This is a genomic window from Peredibacter starrii (assembly GCF_034259205.1).
GTDB lineage: Bacteria > Bdellovibrionota > Bacteriovoracia > Bacteriovoracales > Bacteriovoracaceae > Peredibacter > Peredibacter starrii.
Genome location: NZ_CP139487.1, coordinates 3,376,154 through 3,397,044, shown reverse-complemented (window position 1 = coordinate 3,397,044; position 20,891 = coordinate 3,376,154). Strand labels below are relative to the sequence as shown.

Genomic DNA, 20,891 nt, shown 5'->3' with positions numbered 1-20,891 from the left:
GTTCGTTCACAAATTCATGGGATACTTATTTTTATGATACCTCATGCATGAGGTACATCAAATGAAGACAGTAAGGCGCAGGAGGTGCTATGTCCGATAAGAAGTCTGAAGCTGTTAATAACTTTCCTCTCCTTCCACTACGTGATGTGATCATTTTCCCTCACATGGTAGTGCCACTTTTCGTAGGCCGAGAGAAATCAATTTCGGCGCTAGAGAAAGCAGCTAAGAACGGCAATGAGCTCTTCCTTGTTACACAGAAAGATGCCTCAGTTTTAAATCCAGAAAGAGAAGACGTTTACGATATCGGTACGGTGGTAAGTATCATTCAGATGCTTCGTCTACCGGACAATACAGTAAAAGTTTTAATCGAAGGTAAATACCGCGCTCGTATTAAGAGCTTCCGTTGTGAAAACGATGGTTACTACTCTGAAGTAGAGAAGTGTGCGGACGTCATCGAATCAGACGTTGAAGTTGAAGCTTCAATGAGATCTGTGAAGAACATCTTCGAACAATACGTGAAGCTTAATAAGAGAATTCCTCCTGAACTTCTTATGAGCATCTCTTCGATCACAGATCCTTCTCGTCTGGCCGACATTATTGTTGCTCACTTGACGATGAAGATCCCTGAGAAGCAAGACATTCTAAATGCAGTTAACGTTGATACACGTCTACAACTTCTTCTTGAGAAGATGCAGGGTGAAATCGAAATCATCAACGTTGAGAAGCGCATCCGTTCTCGTGTGAAAACACAGATGGAAAAATCTCAAAAAGAGTACTACCTGAACGAGCAGATGAATGCCATTCAGAAAGAACTTGGTAACAAAGACGAGAAGTCTGACGTTGCAGAGATGGAAGAAAAACTTCGCGCTAAGAAAATGCCTGAAGACGCTCGCGAGAAGGCGAACAAAGAACTTCGTAAACTTAAGTCTATGTCACCAATGTCTGCTGAAGCAGCAGTGGTACGTAACTATATCGACTGGATGATTTCTCTTCCTTGGGACGAGTACACTCAGGACGATAACTCTGTAGCAAAAGCAAAAGAAATTCTCGATGCTGATCACTACGGACTAAATGATGTTAAAGAGCGTATCGTTGAATACCTTGCTGTACGCGCTCTTGTTAAGGACGATACTCGCGGAACACTTCTGTGTCTTGCAGGTCCTCCGGGTGTAGGTAAAACATCGATTGCAAAATCACTTGCTGAATCTCTTGGCCGTAAATTCGTACGTATCTCTCTTGGTGGCGTACGTGATGAAGCTGAGATCCGCGGTCACCGTCGTACATACGTAGGTGCAATGCCAGGTAAGATCATTCACGCTCTTAAAAAAGCGGGAACATCGAACCCAGTGATCCTGTTGGATGAGATCGATAAAATGTCTTCTGACTTCCGTGGTGACCCAGGAGCAGCGATGCTTGAGGTTCTAGACCCAGGTCAGAACAAGACTTTCGGTGACCATTATATTGAGTGTGAATATGACCTTTCAAAAGTTATGTTCATTATGACTGCCAACGATCTAGGTGCTATCCCTGGTCCACTTCGTGACCGTATGGAAATCATCCATATCGCGGGTTATACACCTGATGAGAAAATGCAGATTGCGAAGAAGTACCTTCTTCCGAAAGCGGTTGAGTCTCACGGTCTTAAAAACTACCCAGTGACACTAACTGATAAGATTTTCTCAACAGTTGTTCGTGGTTATACAAAAGAAGCGGGTGTTCGTGAGCTTGAGCGCTTAATGAATACAATCGCTCGTAAAGTTGCAACAGAAGTTGTTACTGAAGATATCAAAGAGGGTCGTAAATTCTCAATCACTGAGAAGAACCTTGATAAATATCTTGGACCTATCAAGTTCGACAGAACTGGAATCGAAGAGCAGCCTCAGGTTGGTCTAGTGAACGGTCTTGCTTGGACGTCAGTAGGTGGTGAACTTCTTAATATCGAAGTTGTGACTGTTCCAGGTAACGGTAAGATTCAGGTAACGGGTAACCTTAAAGACGTAATGAGAGAATCAGCTTCGGCGGCCCTTTCATATGTTCGCTCGATCTCTAACCGTCTTGGTGTAGATCACGAGTGGTACTCGAAGAATGATATCCACATCCACGTACCAGATGGAGCTACTCCGAAGGACGGTCCATCAGCTGGTATTACGATGGCGACGGCCCTTACTTCAGCTATTGCTAACATCCCTGTTCGTCAGGACGTAGCAATGACTGGTGAGATTTCACTTCGCGGTCGTGTTCTTCCAATCGGTGGTCTAAAGGAGAAGATCCTTGCTGCTAAACAAGCAGGTATCACAACTGTGATCATTCCTAAGAAGAACGAGAAAGATATCGTGAAGATCCCTGATGAAATCAAAGAGGGCATCGAGATTCGCCCAGTTTCAGAGGCCGAAGAAGTTCTTCGTGTAGCTCTGAACTTAACTAAACCTGAAGAGTTCATGAAAGCGCGTGCGCTTAAGGTTCTTGATGGTGAAGCGAACCTAGAAGTTGCTAACTAAAATTAGTCATCTCCATGGGGCCCGGTAGAAATACCGGGCCTTTTTCATTTTAAATCAGCCCTTTATCCTAAACTTGTAATCTTTACACCGGCGCCCCAGCAAATTCCCGAAATCATATATCATTCTCCAGATTTCATTTACACGGAGAAAAAAATGAAAACCACGGCATTTGCGGTTAAGGCGTCTTTGATTGCTTCGATGATCCTCTCTGGACAAGCTTTTGCTCAAAGTCTTCCAGACGAGATTAACCACCCTCAGTATTTGAAGGTGTACCAGAATCTAGATCAGGTCCTTAATCAGAAAATTGCTGAATACGAGAAGCTTGCTTCCCAGAAGGCCGAGATCGAAAAAACCATCGGAGAGATGGAAAGAGATCAGGTAGGTCTACCTCAACGTAATGAGGAACTAAGAAATCTCATTGCTCAGAAGAAATCAGAATTAGAGCGCTTGAATATGGACATTGCTGGTCTTGAAGGTGTTCTCTCTAAGATCGCTGAAGACCTTCGACAGATTGATGCCATGATCGCCCGTCTCCAGCGCGATCTTGGTGATGAAGGTGCTCGTAACCAAACCATCCTTGCTCGTAGAAATCAAATTGCCTCAGATGTGGCACGTATCAACGCTCGTCTCCAAAATGAGATTCGTGAAGAGAACCAGTCAGTGGGTGTTTTAAATCGTCTCACGAATGAAATGAATGCAGCCGCTCAAAAGAGACAAGACCTCGATCGTGAACGCGTTCAATTAACAAAAGATGCTGAACGCTTTAAGAATGAAGTTGTACAAGTCAGAAATAGCGTTAATCAAAATAATTCAACTCTAGCGATTAAGCGCACTCAACTGGCCGATGCTGAATCAAGACTTCCAGGAATCAGAACTGAGCTTTCAGCTGAACAAGGGAAGCTGGCCCAAATCGATGCCGCTCTTAATCCTAAAAAGGCCCAGTTAAATGTCCTAAGAGCTGAACTAGGTCGCCTTTCTCCTGAGATTGCAAAGCTTCAGGCAGAGAACAATGCTCTTAACCAGAAGATCGCTCAGAATCAGGCCCGTATTAATAGCTCAGACGCTGCCACTAAAATCGCTCGTCGTGATGCCCTGGTAGCAGAGACATCTTCAGTGACCGCTAAAATTCAGTCAAATAACGCCGCTAAGGCCTCTTTGGAAGCTCAGGTGGCTCCAACTATGCAGCAAATTGAGGCCTTAAATAAGCGCCTTATTGAGGCCCAGAGAGCTGGTAACCAAGGTGAGGTTGCTCGTCTTCGTGGTGAGATTGAACGCACATATGCTTCAGTCCAAGGCCAGCGTAACGAAATTAACCGTCTGGCGAAAGAAACTGAGCAGCTGAATGCCTCAATTGCTCCTAAGCAAGCGGAGATCAATTCTCTTAATACTCAGATCTCAAATATCCAAAGCACGAACACTGCTCTTCAAGCTGAAATCAATGCCGCTCGGGCAACGATTGCGAATAATGACCTTGTCATTGCTGAGCGCTCTCAGGCCAATTCAGGTCTGGCACAACAAATTGCGGCCCTGGAGTCTGAAGTCAATGCTCTTGAGGCACAGAAGGCCCCATCAGCACAAAAAGTGGCGCAGCTTTCTCAGCAGGAAGTGGCACTATCAGCTCTTGCTAATACTCTTAAAGGTGAGATTCAGCGTCTGGACGCTGAAACAAATAAACTCAATCAACGAATCGCTGAGATGGAAAAGGCGATTAACGAACTTCCCCAAAACCTTCGTCGTAACGAACAGGAAGCTCGTCAGATGGATCAAGTGGTGGCACAAAAACGTAGTGAAATTGATCGTGAGCAACGTCTTCTTGCCCGTATTCGCCAGGACCGTATCACAATCGAGAGAGAACTTGGCAGTGCCCAGGCAGCTCTTGATGTCGTAAGCCAGGATCTTAATCAATCAGACCGCCTGATTGCACAACTTCGTAATCAACTTAATGAAGAAGTTCGTAATCGCGATGCTCTTGCACGCTACAACCAGGATTCTCTTCGTAAGTTAGAGTCCCTTCGGAATCAGAAGAGCAATGCCGAGAGAGATGTTGCTGGAGCAACAGAAGAAATTAAAATCAACGATCAGGACATTGCCACGATTGCGACTGAACTGCCTAAGTTACGTAATGATCTAAAAGTCGTGACTCCAAAAGTTGTGGCAGCGGAAACAGCACGCAACACTGCTCAGAAAAATGCAGACGAAGCAAATACTCAATACCAAAACCGTCTTGCCCTTTATCAAAACTACCTTGCTCAGTCGCAAAAGCTTGGTGAAGAGAAGGCGCAAATTGGTGCGATCGATGGTCAGAAGGCCGGAAGTATTGATGCTAAAACCAAGGCCAATAAACTTGCTTCTGAAAACGCTTCTGCGGCAGGGAAGTGGGAAGCTCTCCGTCGCGGTTATGTTCGTGGGGAGATCGCTGGTTTCGCCACTGGTTTTGATATCGGTATGGCATCGACTCCGGACGCTCAGAAAGGGGACGCCGATGGTAGAGTGGCCGGTGCTCGTCGTGCAAAAGATCACGCCAACTTAGTACTTAAGCCTGAGTTCTACTTAGAAGAGCTTGAGCGTCGCCTGAAAGAAGATGAAACGTCTCAAAAAGTCCTAGTGGCCGCGATGATTGAGCAGAATATTTCTCAGATTCAATCAATGGCAAGGGTCCTTGAAGAGTCTATTCCAAGTCTTTCTCAAGCTGAAATTAACGATGCTGCCAAGATCGTTTCTTCGCTTGATACTTTGATTGAACAGTCTGCCCTTGAAATTAAAGAAGTTCAAAATCTTCGTAAGAAGCTTTCAGTTGCTCAAAACGTCTACGCTGTTCCAGCTGCCGGTGAAAACTCACAGAAGGCCGACTGTTCAGCGGTTTATAAGAACGTTAAAGATTTCGTAGAGGCATGTAAGGGCTCTTACGTTCTTAGATACACTTCGCTCTACAATGCTTCTCACTTAGAAGCTTTCAATCGCGATTACACTGTGACCTTCAATGCTCAGGTGAATTCTGTGTTTGAATCTGAACTTGCCCGCCTATACCCTGGCTACCTGAAAGAAGCTACAGCAGTTGGTAAGGACGTGGGAGTTGCGACTGGTAAAAAAGAAATCTATCAGCAGTCTTTTGCTCGCTCTGAGAATGCTCAGTACAATGCAAATATTCCAGGCGAAACTGCTCGCGTTGAAGATGAGGCAATTAATCTAGTTCAAGAACACTTGAATCAGAATGCTGCCCTAACTTTAAAAGAGAAAGCGAAGTTAACTACTGATGCAACTTACGGCATTTCACCAAGTGCGGACATGACTCTTAAAATGCTGGTGAAAAACGTAGGTAGTCAGGCCTCGCTTGGAAACAGCCTTGTGAAAGTCACAGAGATGAGCTCTAACGTAACCACGACTAGAAGAGAGGCCCCTCTTACGACAGTTGCTCCTCGTTCTCATACAGATCTTTCAGTGATGAATCTTAGAGTGAGTGACAGTGCTGTTCCTGGTTCAAAAGTCATTGTGGCCGGTGAGATCGTTCACCCAGGAAACCACTACCGCGCTAATCGTGTAGAGAAGTTCCGTGTAGAAACAGAAGTTAAAGTGAATCCTTCAATTGATGCTTCAGTTGATTTTGATTCGACTCCGAACATCTCTGTTATTCTTGTAACGAAGAAACACGATGTAGACCTCACGATCAGACCTAAGTTCGCTGGTGTTGATCAAGGTTACGAAGCAACTCTTGAAGAGATCGATACAAAGTTCGTTGATCTCATTGCGAAACCTTCTGTCACAGAGCTACTGAGCAGAGGCGCTTCAAAGAAATTAACGTTCACGTACAAGCTGAATAAGGCCTCTAAAGGCAAGACGCTTAAACTGCGCCTTACAGTGAAGAACGGGGGCAGAGTAGTGCACTCACAAGAGCTCCAAATTAAGCCGGAATAGTAAATTTTGAGGGCCTTAAGAAAAATAATGTCTTAAGGCCTTTTTCTGTTTGACAAAAATAATCCAAATTCTTAATATAGGGTCTCCAAAACGGACATATGGGCGTTTAGCTCAGCTGGGAGAGCGCTACCCTTACAAGGTAGATGTCGGGGGTTCGATCCCCTCAACGCCCACCATATATCCGACCCCCCAAATTATTTTCGATCTCTTAACATCCTTAAATTCTTAGAACGCCAAAATTAATTGATTAAAAATTTCTTTATAGGTTAAGGTAAAATTAATGCTAAATATGCGTAAAGACGTGGTTTTTGCGTGAATTTCGCATTCTGTCACAGTGATTTTTGATAGATAATTTACTATATTCTAAATGTGCCCATGATTAGGAAATCACGGACAGATCTTTAGATTAATCACGTAAGTAATAGTTGGATGGAAATGAAAAAAACAATTGTGATCATTGAAGACGAAAAAGAAATTGTGGAGTCGCTACGCTACTTGCTCGAGAAACACCAGTTCACGGTAAATGCGTATTTATCCGCGGAGGAATTTTTTTCGGCCAAAACACGTCCAGATCATTGCGTGTACCTTGTAGATTGGAATTTACCAGGAATTAAGGGAATCGATATTATTCGCACCATTCGTCTTAAGGACAAGATCTCTCCGATCTTTATGATGTCTGCCTATAACAAATCAGATCAAATCATTGAGGGCCTTCAGAGCGGTGCTGATGACTACATCACAAAACCATTCAACTACGAAGAGCTTCTCGTGAGAGTGGGTAACGCTCATGCCAAAGTAAGTTCACTTCAGGACAACCTGATGAATGTTGGCCTTAAGCTGATCCCTGAAGCTCATTCAGTCATTAAAGACGGTGTGACAGTGAATCTTACTTCACGTGAGTTCATCATCTTTAACCACCTTTATAAGCACCAGACCAATGCCAGCACTCGTGAAGAGCTGATCAATCAGTTCGACAAAGAGATGGATATGACTGCTAGAAATATTGATGTGCACATTTTCTCACTCCGTAAGAAAATGAACAAAATCAATATCGGTATCGAAACAGTTTGGGGTACTGGTTACAAAATCGTTCTCTAGAAGAGCATTCTCAGCTCTAATTCAAAACGACTAACGTTTGGTACGTTCTTACCGGTCACAGTTTTAACTAAGTTCATGTTGATCTGTGCCGGTAGGGCAAACTTCTTCTTCAAAAATGGCTGAATCGAAGAAAGTGTTGATGTCAGCTGCACCTGGTGTTCTTGTTTATCCGAGTTATAAGACAGAAATTCATTCGCATCAACGTACTTAGAGTCGTACTGTGATTGCATCTGGTACATAAAACGGTACATCGGTGTGAATGAGACCCAGTCATTAATAAAGAACGTCGAGCTCAGCATCCAGTTAATACGGTCACCGTATTTCACGTCAAAGCTGCCTTTATTTGGCGAAAGCGTGAAGTCACGTGACTCTGGAATGCGAAGTTTCTTCGTTGTTGGGGCCTGATATGTATAACGAAGAGTTGTTCCGAAACTTAGTTTATCGTTCACCACATAACCTGTGGCCATTTCACCAAACAGATCGAATTGTCCGTCACCAAATCCAACGTCTTGAAGGATATCCGGATCATCCTGGTAACCAGTTGGAAGAACCACACCTGGGTAAAGCATAAGTCCCCAAACACCGCGATCAATGACCTTCGCCATGATACCGGTTTCCATATCGTCATAGCCTTTACCGTACCAGTCACCGATAGGTTTATAACCGTAGTGATTCGTAATTGCGGATTGGATGACACCTTCGTTTACGTCCGGAAGGTTATTCATATTATCTGCGAGAGTATCGTCAGCAAGACCGCCATTTCCGCCGTGAAGAATTTCACCAGTTTGAGAGTAGGTGTTCTTCTTTGTTCTTCTAATATCTGTTCTTACTTTGGCATCGTAATAAGCGATCTGAGCATAAACCATGATGTTGTTAGTGATTCCGTAACCAAAACCCAGACCCTGAACGTTGAATTGAGCTTCAGCATCTACTTTATATTCACCAACGAGAAAGTTGTTATAGGCATCAGAGTTAATGTCCTGGCCCGGAATAACAATATTATTGGCCAAGCTATTTAACGTTCCGGCATCAATACGAAATTGAGCTCCAAGCGGAGTGCCCGAACGGAACTGGTTATAGTTCTCTTTAACTTTAGAGGTGGTAACGTTTCGGTAACCTAGAATCCTCACACCTTTCGGGAGTGTTTTCCAGGCCTGCCCGTAGGCAGTAAGAGAAAGAGTAAAGGCCATCAATGTAATGAGCTTCTTCATCAGATTCCCCGAACTTCGTTGTTAGATGAATCGATTTTAATTGATGACGGGGTGCGTGTGAACTTTTGACATGGTGCTGTGTAATTTTGACAGGGCACCCTCAAAACTTTGTACGGTTTGCTATAATTCCTTAAAAAACAAGTCTTTTCATAGGGTTATCACATGAATAAGAGTTATTTACTGCTGAGCCTTCTTCTTATTGCCGCTAGTTGCGGGAAAAAGAGCACAATTAAGACCCATACTGCGGTTGAGACCCTGGGGGATGGCTCGCATGTGACTGTGCCGATCGTGGTACCTCTTTCAGAGAAATCTATTTCTTCATTTCGCTCAAGCGTTTCAGATATCAATCCACTGTTCCGTGGATTCGTTAGTGCCCTCATGAATATTGGTGCTTCAATGGGTGCAGGGAAAACGCGACTGACTTTAATTCAACCTATTCCGGAGATTCCTTCCGAATACCTGGCCTCTATTAAAGTGAAGAGAATTTTCTTTTTCATTGAAGCGGAAAAGAAAAAAGAGAATTTCGAATTTCTTCGTCGAGTAGCTGTGAAGATCAGCTCCACTCATTTAGATCGCAAAAGTGATTCGTGGGAACCAGTCATTGAAACAGATGATTTTAGCGATAAAGAACTCTCTACATTCAGATCGCTCTTTAAGAAGGAGCGTGACCAGCATGCGGCGGAGTGGGAGAGGAACTCGGAAGGTCTTTTACTTCTGAAATATAATCAGGAAGAAAAGAAGGCCTCACTTCAAAATGAGAACGTGGGTAAGATCTTTATTATTCAGACTGATAAACCGAATATGACCAGGAAGTATCTGGAAGAAAATCACGCTCGTTACTTAAAGCGTGCGCACACTTTGAGTAAATCAATTCTAGTAGAAGTGAAAAAAGATCCAATCATGGAAGAGATGTTCAAAACAAAACTTGCCGAAGATTCTTCTCAGGTCGAGTCTTTGGGTATTGGTGAAATCAATCCATGTCGTGATGAAGTTTGTTTGGATCTAAAAGTTCCGGACGTGAATCTCATTCCTATGCTGATGAAAAACAACGCGATCAAAGTCGACGCCTATATCGATCCAAAGAACGCACCGAAAGACTTTCAGTTAAAGGGCTTTTTGGAATTTGAGATTAAGATTAAGGCGAAGATCTAGTTGAAGTTGACTTCAATATCGATTCCAAACTTTTTGCCTTCTTCCTGAAGCATGGCCTTGACCACAGGTCCAGGATACACAACTCCCACCACGCTGACTTTGGTGCTCATCATGTCAAGCTTACAGCCATTCGTGCACATGAAATCTGCTGAGTAGGCCTCGAAGTTTTTAATCGGGGTCTTATTGTTGAATTCCGAATAGAAGCTAAAGAAATCGACGATCTTCTCTCGAAGTTTCTGCAAGAGTTGCTCTTGGGTCTCTTTTTGGAGATTATAAGTATAGAGCGACGTATTTCTCGACTTACCATTGAAGGCGAGCTTGATAACTCCGTTGGAGCGAATCTTCATTGTGTTTTGAAAGCATACTGGGCAATACATATTAAGATTATTATAAAGGAATTTTATGAATAATGAATACAGAGACATCATTTCCTTTGATGGAACTATATTAAAATGTCTCATCCGTGAAACTGGCAGCTCAAAATGGTTGATCGTTACTCACGGTCTTGGCGAACATTCAGGGCGCCATGAGTTCATCCTTAAGCTCTTTTCCCAGAATTTTAACATCGCCATTTACGATCTTCGTGGTCACGGTAAGAGTGGTGGGAAGCGTGCTTACGTGGACGACTTCCAATTTTTCCTAAAAGATCTTCATTCTGTTGTGGGCTACCTTAAGAAAGAATTCAGTATGACTAACTATACTTTGTTTGGTCATTCAATGGGCGGATTGATCACGGCCTCATACCTTCAGAACATGGCCGATCCTCAGTTTTATCCGGATACTGTGTTTCTAAGCTCTCCGGCGGTTGCCGCTCCCGGACTTATGGGCCCATTATTTTCGAATTCGCCGAAGTTCATGTTGGATAGTCTTTCAAAGTTTCCAACTGTGCCTCTGCAAGGTCTACTTGATTTGAAAAAGCTTTCTCATGATAGTCGTGTGTATGAGAGTTATATCAAGGATGAACTTTGCTTACTTAAAATTCATACCAAGCTCTTCTTCGAACTATTGAAGACCGCTCGTGATACTTTCTCACGTCCACTCAGAGCAGAATGTCCGCTTTACGTATCAATTGGAACTGGCGATGTGCTGGTGAATCCTAAGGCGATCACAACTTACTTTAAAAAAGTAGAAAAGAACGCCCAGGTCAAGGTTGTTGATGATGGCTATCATGAACTTCACAACGAGGTTGAGAAGTACAAGAAGCCATATCTTAATTTTCTCCGTCAGAGTCTGACGGGTCTATCTTTTGAATGATTCTAGTTTTTTAATACGCTCCAGTGCCGGTGGGTGAGAGTGATAGAATCCTGAATAGATTTTATCTGTCACTACCGGGCTGGCGTTTTCACGATAAAGTTTAAGCAAACCTGAAATTAGATCCTCGGCCTTCGTTTCTCCCGCTGCATACTCATCTGCTTCAAATTCACGCTTACGAGAAATCCATGAAAAGATCGGGCCAAACCAGAAAGTGTATATAGGGATGACTTCAATAAAGAGGAGAAATAACACGGCCGGTGAGACGATTCGAATAAAGTGACCGGTATAAAACCAATTTACATTCGAGAGTGTACCCATGAGCCAAAAACCAAGAAATGAAAGCACCAAAGAAGTGATTAGTGATTTAGGAATATGTTTTAATTTCATGTGACCCAATTCGTGAGCGAGAATCGCGAGAATTTCCTGGGTGCTTAAATCTTTTAGAAGCGTATCAAAAAACACCACACGTTTATTTTTTCCAAAACCTGTGAAGTAAGCATTTCCATGAGAGCTTCTCTTCGAAGCGTCCATCACAAAAACTTCCTTGGCATTAAATCCGGCACGGTTCACCAGATTTTCAATTCCATGTTTCAGATCTTCGCCCTCCAGCGGTTTAAATTTATTGAAGAGGGGAGCGATCACTGTTGGATACAACCAAACCAGAGTGAATTGAAATAAAGTTAGAGCGATAAAGCTAATTAACCACCAGTATTGGCCAAGACTCATGAAGATCGAAATGATGCCGTAGATTGCTGGGATACCGATCACACCGGCAAGTACGAGACCTTTTAATCTGTCAGTGATGAAGAGTTTAGGAGTAGAGCGGTTAAAACCAAAACGCTCTTCCAGAACAAATGTCGAATAAATTGTCCAAGGCAGATTAAGAAGACCTTGGATCAGCATGAAGCTGACTAGAAAAGCGACTTCTTTATGCATGTCCGCTAAAGGCAGAGCACGATAGAGATTTTCTGCTCCTCTGAACGGGAACCAATAAAAGAGAAGGATGCAATCATAGACGAGACGCATTTGACCCAAGCGTAACTTCGCTGTGGCATAGCTAATGGCCTTCTGATGGTCTGCCAGAGTCAGAAAAGAGCGAAATTCACTGGGCACATCGCCACGGCTTTTTTCAAGAGTGGTCACTTGCCTGCGAGACAGGTATATTTCAAACAGATGATTGACTACCACACAGGTCAAAAAAAGAACTTGGGTATAATAACTATAAAGGTTTTCCATAATGATCCTGGTTAAAACTTTCTACGCCTACAATGATCTTCGAAACTACAGTTATCTGATTCATGATAACCACACCGATCATGCATGGGTGATTGATCCTTTCGAAGCGGCCCCGATAATTGATTATATCAAAAAAAATGGTCTCGTCTTGAAGGGAATATTAAATACCCATCAGCACTTTGATCATATTCGAGGTAACGCGCCATTGATGGAGGCGTTTAACGCAGAAGTGCGTAAACTCAAAAATGCTGAAAAGCTGAAACTCAGTGAGAACTTTGTCTTGGAGAGTCTGGATACTCCTGGCCATACCATGGACCATCAGGCCTTCCTGTGGAAACAGGACAACACTCCTTTGGCCCTCTTCTCGGGCGATACCTTATTTAACTCCGGGGTAGGAAATTGTCGTGGTGGAGGGGACGTAGGAAGTCTCTATACCACTACCAAGATGTTGAAAGAGCTTCCGAAAGATACACTTTTGTATCCAGGACATGATTATCGTCTACGCAATCTGGAATTCGCCTTAACAGTTGAGCCGGAGAATAAGCTCATTAAAGACAGAATCTATGAGTTAAAAAATATGAGCACAGAAGATTTACCTGCGGTAAGCTTAGAGGAAGAAATGAAAGTAAATCCTTTTTTCAGATTGGACTCCGCTGAGATTCAACATCAGTTAGGAATGTCTGCGGATAAGGATTTATTTGTGAAGTTAAGAAGCATGCGTGACCAATGGTAAAAGGGAAGAATATGGCGAAGAAAGCTACGAAAAAAGTTGCAAAGAAAGTGACCAAAAAAGCTCCTGCTAAAAAAGCAGTAAAGAAGGTCACGAAGAAAGCCCCAACGAAGAAAGTGACTAAGAAAGTATCAGCTAAAAAACAATCGGCCTCTGTGATTAAATCTCATACATTAAAGCCAGGTGACATGGCCCCGGATTTCACTCTGCTAGATCAGAATGGAAACTCAGTTTCTCTGCATGACTTTAAGGGCATGAATGTGGTGGTTTATTTTTATCCAAAGGCGATGACTCCAGGTTGTACTGTTCAGGCCTGCGAGATCAGAAATTCTGATCAAAAGTTAAAAGACTCTGAGATCGTGGTTCTAGGGATCAGTGCAGATCCAGTTAAAAAGCTGAAGCAGTTTGAAGAGAAGCAACATTTGAACTTCACACTTCTTTCTGATGAAGACCGTAAAGTGATTGAGGCCTACGGATCGTGGGGACTTAAAAAGTTTATGGGCCGTGAATTTATGGGAATTCTTCGTCAGAGTTTTTTAATTGATAAAACTGGTAAGATTGTGCACGTGATGCATAAAGTGGATACGAAGACCCATCACCAGGACATTCTAAACTTTTTTAAGAATCTATAATCTCTTCTTCAACCAAGACATCCAGGCGCATCTCGGTCTGGAGTCTTGCGATGAGGGCCTTTAAGTTTTCCTTTGCCTCAATAGGGCAGCGGACATCGATATCTCGGTAAGCACCCTTCAACGATTCGTCAGCGGTAGAAAAGAAGCACAGCCCTTCATTCGATTCGAAGGTGAAGTAGATGAAAAATGCATCATCCTTCGCCACTCTTAGGCGAGTATAGTAGAGAGTTTTACTCTGTTGATAGGTGCGCGACATAGATTCCTTGACTTAGATGGATTAGGAAATAAGATATTAGATAGGGAAAGTCAAAAAATTTAAGAAGTTATGTCATGGAGGACGCTTTGAAATATAGTTTGATACCTGTGGCAACGCTTATCTTGTTGAGTTCATGTTCGTGGTATCGCGATCTTGAGCGCTCACTCGTGGAAGATGATGAGAAACAAATGAAGCGTACGTCCCGTACAGTGCCTCGTGCTCAATATGATCAACTTCTAGTTAAATACGAAGAATTATCAAAAAAATATGAAGCTCTAAAAGAGAGGCCTCCTGGAAGTCAGGATACTTTAGTAGATGAACTTCAGCGCACGCAGAGTGAAAACTTCGCTCAACCTTCTTCAAATGTTGAAACAGAAACTGTGAATGTATTTCCACCTGCGGGTGTTGGTGCAGCAGCTCCTTCTCAGCCATCAGCTCCTATTCAGGTTCCTGATGATGTTGAGTCTCAGCTAAGTCTTTACCGTCGTGGGTTAGCGCTTAAAGCTTCCAACCCAGGTGAGGCCACAAAAATTTTCCAGCAACTTGAAAACCAAGCTGTCTCTCCAGTTAAGGTACGTGCAAAGTTCCAGATCGGAGAGTTGCTACTAGGTCGTGGCCAGTATGATTTGGCCCTTCAGGTTTTTGAGGACATTATTAATAAGAACGCTGAATCAGGTGTGGTCCTTGATGCTCTTAAGTATGCAGTGATTTGCACTGAAAAACTTGGTATCGCAAATAAGAAAGACCAATACACATCGATGCTAAACGATGTTTTTGAGACAAGAGAATAAGATTTGAAAAAAGAAAGTAAGGTTCTGATTCTAGTTGCTCTACTTCTGGCGAATACGTCGGGAAGTTTGATGGCGCAGGAAGATCTTGGGGATGATGATCTTCAGACCTTATTAAATGATGAAGGATCTACGGAAGAGGTGAAGGAAGTTTCAGAGACTGTTGCTCCTGAGGCGACTGAACCTACTGCGATGGATTCAGCTTCCATTGAAACAACAACTCCCGCTCCCACTGAAAACATTTCATCTGAAACAGTTGATCTTGATGCCCTTGAGCCAAGTGAATCAACAACTGAAACTGCGACGAACGATCTTGGTACAACTCCTGGAACTGAAACTCTGGAAGAACTTCCGGTTGAAACTTCGGAAACAGCTGAGAACACTTCACTAGAAAAAGCTGACGATGATCTAGAGGCCCTGACCAATGATATGGGCGAACCAACACCGTCTGTTGAGACAGTTAAAAAAGAAGAACCAACACCGGTAATCCCGTCGGCATCGACTGCAACTGCCGAGAAAAAACCTGCTGAGCCTGAGATCTTTGATGTTGGTCGTGAAGAGCGTGATCTTCTTGGGCTTGCTCAAAACATTCAAGGCCAAATTTCAGATAATGAATGGAACGAAGTGGCGACTGCTGCCAAAGTTGATTCATATACAGTTGTGAAAGACGACTGGTTATTTAAAATCTCAAAACGTTTATTTGGATCTGGTTTTTATTATCCAAAAATCTGGTCTTTGAACTCATACATCACCAATCCGCACTTTATTGAGCCGGGAATGGTGCTTTCATTTACAACTGGTAGTAGCTCGGTTGCTCCGGATGTGAAACTTGGTACGTTTACTGAAGATGAATTGAATGCAGCTCCGGGGGCCAAAGGCACTCAGAACGCTTCTGATCTTGCTAACTTCGGTGAAGACGTGAAGCCGGCATGGATGGATGAGAAGAGTGAACTTCAGAATCAGGGTGTTTATTTCCAATACGCTTCTGAAGAAACCATGGATGATCTGACTCAAGCGGGAGAGCAAGCGCTTAACCGTGAGTATGAGAACTACGAGCCGCCTCGTGATGAAATCAGCCTGATTCTTCCAAAGAACTACGACCGTACTGGTTTTGATAAAAACTCACGTATTTTCTATTCTGTTAAAGAGGGCTTTTATCTAAGCACTTTCGTTTCAACGAATATCGTTCAGGACTTTGGTTCAATTACTAACGGTCCGGATGAGAACATTTTCTTTGTGAAGGCCGATCACGCATACGTTCAATTCGATGAAACTGTGAACGCACTTCCGGGTGATATGTTCTCGGTTTATTCGAGTGGTGGAAAAGTTAAGCACAAAAATTCAGACCGCGAAGGTTACAAGTATTCAATCGTGGGTCAGATCAAACTTATTCGTAAGATTAAAGATAAGTGGGAAGTGGAGTTTGTTGAAGTTTCAGGAACTCCTCAGCGTGGTGACCGTATCACGGCCTACACACCGAAAATTGATCGCATTACAAAAACGTATAATTCGCGTCTGGTAGAGGCCGCAATTCTTGCTCCGTATCAGCCAATGCAGACGATTCTTGGAATGGGTGACGTTGTTTACCTGGATCGCGGTCGTGCCGATGGCGTTGAAATGGGGAACGTATTCGAAGTTTATGGTTTCAAAGATCGATTAACAGATAAGAACATCACAGATCAGCCAACATATAAGTTGGGTGAACTTGCGATTATTACTCTGACAGATAACTTTGCAACAGCACTTGTGGTCAATTCAATCCGTGATTTCTATGCTGGTGATATTGCAATCACTAAGACCAAAGAATCTTACCTGAGAGAAATCAAAGCTCGTGGACAAAAGTCTAAGGGCGATAAAGAGCTTATGGGTGGTAAGGCCTTGGAAGAGCTTGATGTTGACCTGAATCTTGAAAATCTGAATGATGATCTATTGAAGCAAGCAGATAAGATTCAATTAACTGAGGATGAGCTTGCAGAACTTGAAAGACAAGAGCGCGAGAAGTCAGTCATTAAAGATTCTGAGAAGGATCTGAAGGCCCTTGAGCGTCTTGAGAATGAAATTGAAGAAGCTGAGACGATTCTGAATGATGCTAAACTTGATGAAGATAAGCTTCTTGAGAACGAGAACTTAAACGACATCGAGAAGAAACGTGGAAATGTGGATCAAGACTCTCTTGAAGAAATTGAAGAGAACCTTGGTAAGCGCTACCTTGATGAAGATCTGAACTCGAAAGACAATCCATTCGGCCTGACCGAGTTTGATGTGGAAGAAGTTGATGAACTTCTGAACGTCGAGAAGAAAGAACAACAATAATCAAAGGGGCCTTCGGGCCCTTTTGATTTTCTGGGAATCCCAAATGATTTTGTATACGAATAAATGGATGAAGTCCGTTGCTAAAGAGCTTGTTAAGGACGTTGTCTGCGTTGAAATGAATGATCCGAAATTTCCGGAATACTTGAAAGAGGCCAAGGCCATTTTTGGGTTGGGACTTAAAGCGGACAAAGCTTTTCTGGATGCCGCTCCTAATTTGAAAGTCATTGCTCTCACTTCGGTAGGGTACGATGGTTGTGATCTGAACTTAATTAAAGAACGAGGAATTGTTCTTACGAATACTCCGCATGTTTTGAATGAAACCACAGCGGATCTTGCTTTTGGCTTACTCATGGCAACTGCTCGAAGAATTCCCGAGGCCCAGGAATGGATGAAGTCGGGGAATTGGAAGGGTGGAGTTACAGAAGAAATTTTTGGAACTGATATTCATGGAAAAAGACTGGGTCTCATTGGTCTTGGTGGTATTGGCCAGGCCATCGCCAAGCGTGCTCATTTTGGTTTTGATATGACGATCAGTTACCATACTCGCACGAAAAAGAACCACTTGCCCTTTCCAGCGACCCATATGGGTCTAGATGAGCTTTTAAAGACGTCTGACTTCGTGATGGTGATCTTGCCCTTAAGTTCAGAGACTAAGGGTTTAATTGGCAAACGTGAGCTTGAGTTAATGAAGAAGGACGCGATTCTTATTAATGCTGCTCGTGGGCCAATTGTGGATGAAGCGGCATTGTACGAAGCGCTCAAGAATAAGGAGATCAGAGCCGCTGGTCTGGATGTGTTCGAGGTCGAGCCGCTACCTATGACCTCGCCATTATTTGAGCTTAAAAACGTTGTTCTCACTCCGCATATTGGGTCTGCTACCGATGCTACAAGAGTGGGGATGGTGAGAGTGGCGGCCGAAAATCTGTTGGCCGCGTTGAGACATGAAACTCCAAAAAACCAAGTCTTAAAGTAGTTCTTCTGGCCAGAGATTGGCGGAATTAGTAAGATTTCTGGCAACGCACCCTTAGCTCAGCTGGATAGAGTAGTTGGCTTCGAACCAATTGGTCGGGAGTTCGAATCTCTCAGGGTGCGCCATTCCTCACTATTCGCTACCAAATACGAACTTATTTAATCCAGTAACTATCTTTTTTAAAACGCTTCAATAAATAGCGTGTTGACTCCGTACTATAGTACGGATGTTAATATAGATTTATGGAAAAGATAACAATCGGTAAATTAGCAGAGATGGCAGGAGTAGGAGTAGAGACAGTGCGTTTCTACCAGAGAAAAAATCTACTTCGAGAACCAAAAGCAACTGGTGCATTCAGAACTTACAACGAAGAAGATGCACAGAGGATTGGGTTCATTAAACGTGCTCAGGATTTAGGATTTACGCTTAATGAGGTCAAAGAACTACTTGAGCTAAATACAAAACCAAGAATGACCTGTGGAACTGTAAAAGTTAAAACTGAAGCGAAGATTGAAGAGATAAAGGCAAAGATCGCCGATCTAAATAGAATGAAAGCAAGCTTAGAGAAGTTAGCATGCGCTTGTGATGCCAGCCAGGATCAAGTTAAACAATACAAAGTTCAAGAATGTTTTGCGGCCGGATTAGGCTGCAAATGTTAAGAAGGAGGATTTTATGAAACGATTTCATATTCACGTCGGTGTAAAAGATATTCATCAATCAGTTCAATTTTATTCAACTCTTTTTGGGCAAAAACCAACAAAGCAGAAAGAAGATTACGCAAAGTGGATGCTTGAAGATCCCAGAATTAATTTTGCTATTTCTACTCGCTCAAATGAAGAAGGTGTAGATCATCTTGGATTTCAAGTTGATGAAGGCAATGAACTCTCTGAACTGACTGAACGTCTAAAGAATGCGGATTTGGGTGTCTATGGAGAAGGAACAACAACTTGCTGTTACGCTGAATCAAATAAGGCTTGGGTGAAAGACCCATCAGGTATTGCTTGGGAAACATATCAAACGATGGCCGATGCTGAAGTATATAGTGAAAAGCCAAAGACTCCTAAGGTTACCACAAGTGCTTGTTGTGTTCCAAAAACATCCACTGTTAAAAGCTGCTGTTAGGCTTTATGAAAAATATCATGTTTCTTTGTACTGGAAACTCGTGTCGTTCACAAATGGCAGAAGGGTTTTGTCGAAAGTATTGGGGAGAAGTATTTAATGTATATTCTGCCGGAACACAGAAGCACGGTATGAATGTTAGAGCAATGAAAGTGATGGAAGAGGTTGGAGTCGATATTTCATCACATCACTCCAAAACGGTTGAAGAACTTCCAGATGTAAAATTTGATTATGTTATAACGGTATGTGATGCTGCCAAAGAGACTTGTCCATATTTTCCTAGCGGGACAATTATTCATGTGGGTTTTCAAGATCCACCTGCTTTGACGAAAGATATTAAAGATGAAGGAGAAGTACTCAATGTTTACCGGAGAGTAAGAGATGAGATTGAAGCTTCGATCAAAAAGCTTCCTCAAATCCTTGGCAATAAATAATGAAAGCAAAAATAGTATCGGAATTTTTAGGAACAGCATTTCTTGTCATGATTGTCCTTGGCTCAGGAATTATGGGGCAAAATTTATTCCCAGGGCAAGTTGGACTCGCACTATTAGCAAACTCTCTGGCCACTGGGGCAGGTCTCTTTGTTCTCATTCAGTGCCTGGGCCCTATTTCAGGTGCGCATATCAACCCTGTTGTGAGTCTGGTAGAAATGTTATGGGGGCAAATTGATCGAAAACTAGTTGTTGGCTATATTTTAGCTCAAATGGCGGGTGCGTATTTGGGAGTGATTCTTACTCATGTTATTTTTCAATTACCAGTTTTTCAGCTTTCAGAAATTGAACGTTTAGGGAGTCATTTACTGTTGTCTGAAGTGATTGCGACATTTGGTCTAATTTGCACGATAGCCTTAGCAGGGAAAAAACATGTTGAGTTTGCACCTATGAGTGTTGCAGCCTATATTACTTCTGCTTACTGGTTTACTTCCTCAACTTCATTTGCCAATCCGGCAGTTACCTTTGCGCGAAACTTTACTAACTCCTTTGGAGGCATGGCAATTAATCATTATCTTCCATTTGTTGCAGCACAGCTACTGGGAGCAATAGTGGCTTGGGTTGTATTAAGAGCGATTCCTCAGACTTGATGTTATTTACTTGTAATCAGTATGTTGTATGTGAAAGTTCGTATTGGCCCGCCGATTGGTGCGCCATTTAAAAAAGGATCCACTTGGATCCTTTTTTTTGACCGTTTTTACAAAGTTCAATAATTTAAATTCAATCGTACATTCATCTAACTATACTAGGGGAATGATAAATACTTTTGCTCTTTTCATTATGGTCATTCTACTAATTTTAGCTGCCATCCACATTTATTGGGGTCATGGTGGAAATTGGCCAGGAGTAGATAGGCAAGATCTTATCGACAAAGTCTTTGGCAAAGGAAAGAAGTTTCCCTCAATCCGCGCTTGTTACACAGTGGCCTCAGGATTAACCATAGCTGGAATAATTCCTTTCATTAGCATTCGAGATGCATCCTTCCCTGGACGGAGCTATCTACCATTTCTAAATTATCTGGTTGCAATCATTTTTCTTATCAGAGGACTAGGGGGATATCTTCCATACTTTGAAAATAAATGGACTGAAATTTTTGTTCACTATAACAGGTTATTTTACAGTCCGCTGTGCATAGGAATTGCAATTTCTTATATCTATTTGGCCATGAATTTGTATTAATAATTTTACATTGATAAAAAAAGCCTCACTTCGGTGAGGCTTTTTGTTTTAA

At 42.7% G+C, this 20,891-nt stretch carries 19 protein-coding genes and 2 tRNA genes; 17 read left to right on the top strand and 4 right to left on the bottom strand.

Going from position 1 to position 20,891, the window contains the following annotated elements; translation table 11 throughout:
• Positions 1 to 89: 89 nt before the first annotated feature.
• From lon to SOO65_RS16935, 4 genes are all read left to right on the top strand, one after another.
• Positions 90 to 2,498: an endopeptidase La gene (lon, locus tag SOO65_RS16950; RefSeq protein WP_321393091.1), complete on the top strand. Its 2,409-nt coding sequence runs from the start codon at positions 90 to 92 to the stop codon at positions 2,496 to 2,498.
• 153 nt (positions 2,499 to 2,651) lie between these two features.
• The gene (locus SOO65_RS16945; protein ID WP_321393090.1) at positions 2,652 to 6,410 is read left to right on the top strand and encodes a coiled-coil domain-containing protein; all 3,759 of its coding nucleotides are present in this window, start codon (positions 2,652 to 2,654) and stop codon (positions 6,408 to 6,410) included.
• A 100-nt stretch (positions 6,411 to 6,510) separates the two neighbouring features.
• Positions 6,511 to 6,586, top strand: a tRNA-Val gene (locus tag SOO65_RS16940).
• Between the two features lie 259 nt (positions 6,587 to 6,845).
• The gene (locus SOO65_RS16935; protein WP_321393087.1) at positions 6,846 to 7,508 is read left to right on the top strand and encodes a response regulator transcription factor; all 663 of its coding nucleotides are present in this window, start codon (positions 6,846 to 6,848) and stop codon (positions 7,506 to 7,508) included.
• Here the strand turns inward: SOO65_RS16935 and SOO65_RS16930 are convergent.
• Positions 7,505 to 8,719 carry a hypothetical protein gene (locus tag SOO65_RS16930; protein ID WP_321393084.1) on the bottom strand — a complete coding sequence of 405 codons (1,215 nt, stop codon included), beginning with the start codon at positions 8,717 to 8,719 and terminating at the stop codon, positions 7,505 to 7,507. The genes SOO65_RS16935 and SOO65_RS16930 overlap by 4 nt on opposite strands.
• A gap of 162 nt (positions 8,720 to 8,881) precedes the next feature.
• Between SOO65_RS16930 and SOO65_RS16925 the strand changes: the two genes are divergently transcribed.
• The gene (locus tag SOO65_RS16925; RefSeq protein WP_321393082.1) at positions 8,882 to 9,871 is read left to right on the top strand and encodes a hypothetical protein; all 990 of its coding nucleotides are present in this window, start codon (positions 8,882 to 8,884) and stop codon (positions 9,869 to 9,871) included.
• Here SOO65_RS16925 and SOO65_RS16920 read toward each other — a convergent pair.
• Positions 9,868 to 10,218 carry a hypothetical protein gene (locus SOO65_RS16920; protein WP_321393079.1) on the bottom strand — a complete coding sequence of 117 codons (351 nt, stop codon included), beginning with the start codon at positions 10,216 to 10,218 and terminating at the stop codon, positions 9,868 to 9,870. The genes SOO65_RS16925 and SOO65_RS16920 overlap by 4 nt on opposite strands.
• 55 nt (positions 10,219 to 10,273) lie before the next feature.
• On the opposite strand from SOO65_RS16920, the gene SOO65_RS16915 reads away from it, so the two are divergent.
• Complete coding sequence (locus SOO65_RS16915; protein ID WP_321393076.1) at positions 10,274 to 11,125, top strand: alpha/beta fold hydrolase; 852 nt, start codon at positions 10,274 to 10,276, stop codon at positions 11,123 to 11,125.
• Here the strand turns inward: SOO65_RS16915 and SOO65_RS16910 are convergent.
• The gene (locus SOO65_RS16910; protein WP_321393074.1) at positions 11,111 to 12,361 is read right to left on the bottom strand and encodes a M48 family metallopeptidase; all 1,251 of its coding nucleotides are present in this window, start codon (positions 12,359 to 12,361) and stop codon (positions 11,111 to 11,113) included. The two genes, SOO65_RS16915 and SOO65_RS16910, sit on opposite strands and share 15 nt — an antisense overlap.
• Position 12,362: 1 nt before the next feature.
• On the opposite strand from SOO65_RS16910, the gene SOO65_RS16905 reads away from it, so the two are divergent.
• Both SOO65_RS16905 and bcp read left to right on the top strand, forming a co-directional pair.
• Entirely contained in the window at positions 12,363 to 13,094 is a 732-nt protein-coding gene (locus SOO65_RS16905) for a hydroxyacylglutathione hydrolase (protein WP_321393071.1), read from the top strand.
• Positions 13,095 to 13,279: 185 nt separating this feature from the next.
• On the top strand, positions 13,280 to 13,723 hold the full coding sequence (gene bcp / locus SOO65_RS16900) for a thioredoxin-dependent thiol peroxidase (RefSeq protein WP_407677020.1): 444 nt from the start codon (positions 13,280 to 13,282) through the stop codon (positions 13,721 to 13,723).
• On the opposite strand, the gene SOO65_RS16895 is transcribed toward bcp, so the two are convergent.
• Positions 13,710 to 13,979 carry a hypothetical protein gene (locus tag SOO65_RS16895; RefSeq protein WP_321393068.1) on the bottom strand — a complete coding sequence of 90 codons (270 nt, stop codon included), beginning with the start codon at positions 13,977 to 13,979 and terminating at the stop codon, positions 13,710 to 13,712. The two genes, bcp and SOO65_RS16895, sit on opposite strands and share 14 nt — an antisense overlap.
• 86 nt (positions 13,980 to 14,065) lie before the next feature.
• On the opposite strand from SOO65_RS16895, the gene SOO65_RS16890 reads away from it, so the two are divergent.
• The 9 genes from SOO65_RS16890 to SOO65_RS20835 all read left to right on the top strand — a co-directional run bounded on the left by SOO65_RS16890 (position 14,066) and on the right by SOO65_RS20835 (position 20,839).
• A complete protein-coding gene (locus tag SOO65_RS16890) occupies positions 14,066 to 14,770 on the top strand; it encodes a tetratricopeptide repeat protein (protein ID WP_321393066.1) in 705 nt (234 codons plus the stop codon).
• Between the two features lie 3 nt (positions 14,771 to 14,773).
• Complete coding sequence (locus tag SOO65_RS16885; RefSeq protein WP_321393063.1) at positions 14,774 to 17,080, top strand: LysM peptidoglycan-binding domain-containing protein; 2,307 nt, start codon at positions 14,774 to 14,776, stop codon at positions 17,078 to 17,080.
• 43 nt (positions 17,081 to 17,123) lie between these two features.
• Entirely contained in the window at positions 17,124 to 18,053 is a 930-nt protein-coding gene (locus SOO65_RS16880; protein WP_321393060.1) for a 2-hydroxyacid dehydrogenase, read from the top strand.
• Between the two features lie 45 nt (positions 18,054 to 18,098).
• Positions 18,099 to 18,175 (top strand) — tRNA-Arg (locus SOO65_RS16875).
• 117 nt (positions 18,176 to 18,292) lie between these two features.
• Positions 18,293 to 18,709: a MerR family DNA-binding protein gene (locus tag SOO65_RS16870; protein ID WP_321393057.1), complete on the top strand. Its 417-nt coding sequence runs from the start codon at positions 18,293 to 18,295 to the stop codon at positions 18,707 to 18,709.
• A 13-nt stretch (positions 18,710 to 18,722) separates the two neighbouring features.
• The gene (locus SOO65_RS16865) at positions 18,723 to 19,172 is read left to right on the top strand and encodes an ArsI/CadI family heavy metal resistance metalloenzyme (protein ID WP_321393054.1); all 450 of its coding nucleotides are present in this window, start codon (positions 18,723 to 18,725) and stop codon (positions 19,170 to 19,172) included.
• A 5-nt stretch (positions 19,173 to 19,177) separates the two neighbouring features.
• The gene (locus SOO65_RS16860; RefSeq protein ID WP_321393052.1) at positions 19,178 to 19,603 is read left to right on the top strand and encodes an arsenate reductase ArsC; all 426 of its coding nucleotides are present in this window, start codon (positions 19,178 to 19,180) and stop codon (positions 19,601 to 19,603) included.
• Positions 19,603 to 20,250: an MIP/aquaporin family protein gene (locus tag SOO65_RS16855; RefSeq protein ID WP_321393049.1), complete on the top strand. Its 648-nt coding sequence runs from the start codon at positions 19,603 to 19,605 to the stop codon at positions 20,248 to 20,250. The genes SOO65_RS16860 and SOO65_RS16855 overlap by 1 nt, the downstream gene beginning before the upstream one ends.
• A 163-nt stretch (positions 20,251 to 20,413) precedes the next feature.
• Entirely contained in the window at positions 20,414 to 20,839 is a 426-nt protein-coding gene (locus SOO65_RS20835) for a DUF3995 domain-containing protein (RefSeq protein ID WP_407676969.1), read from the top strand.
• The last annotated feature ends 52 nt before the right edge of the window (positions 20,840 to 20,891 follow it).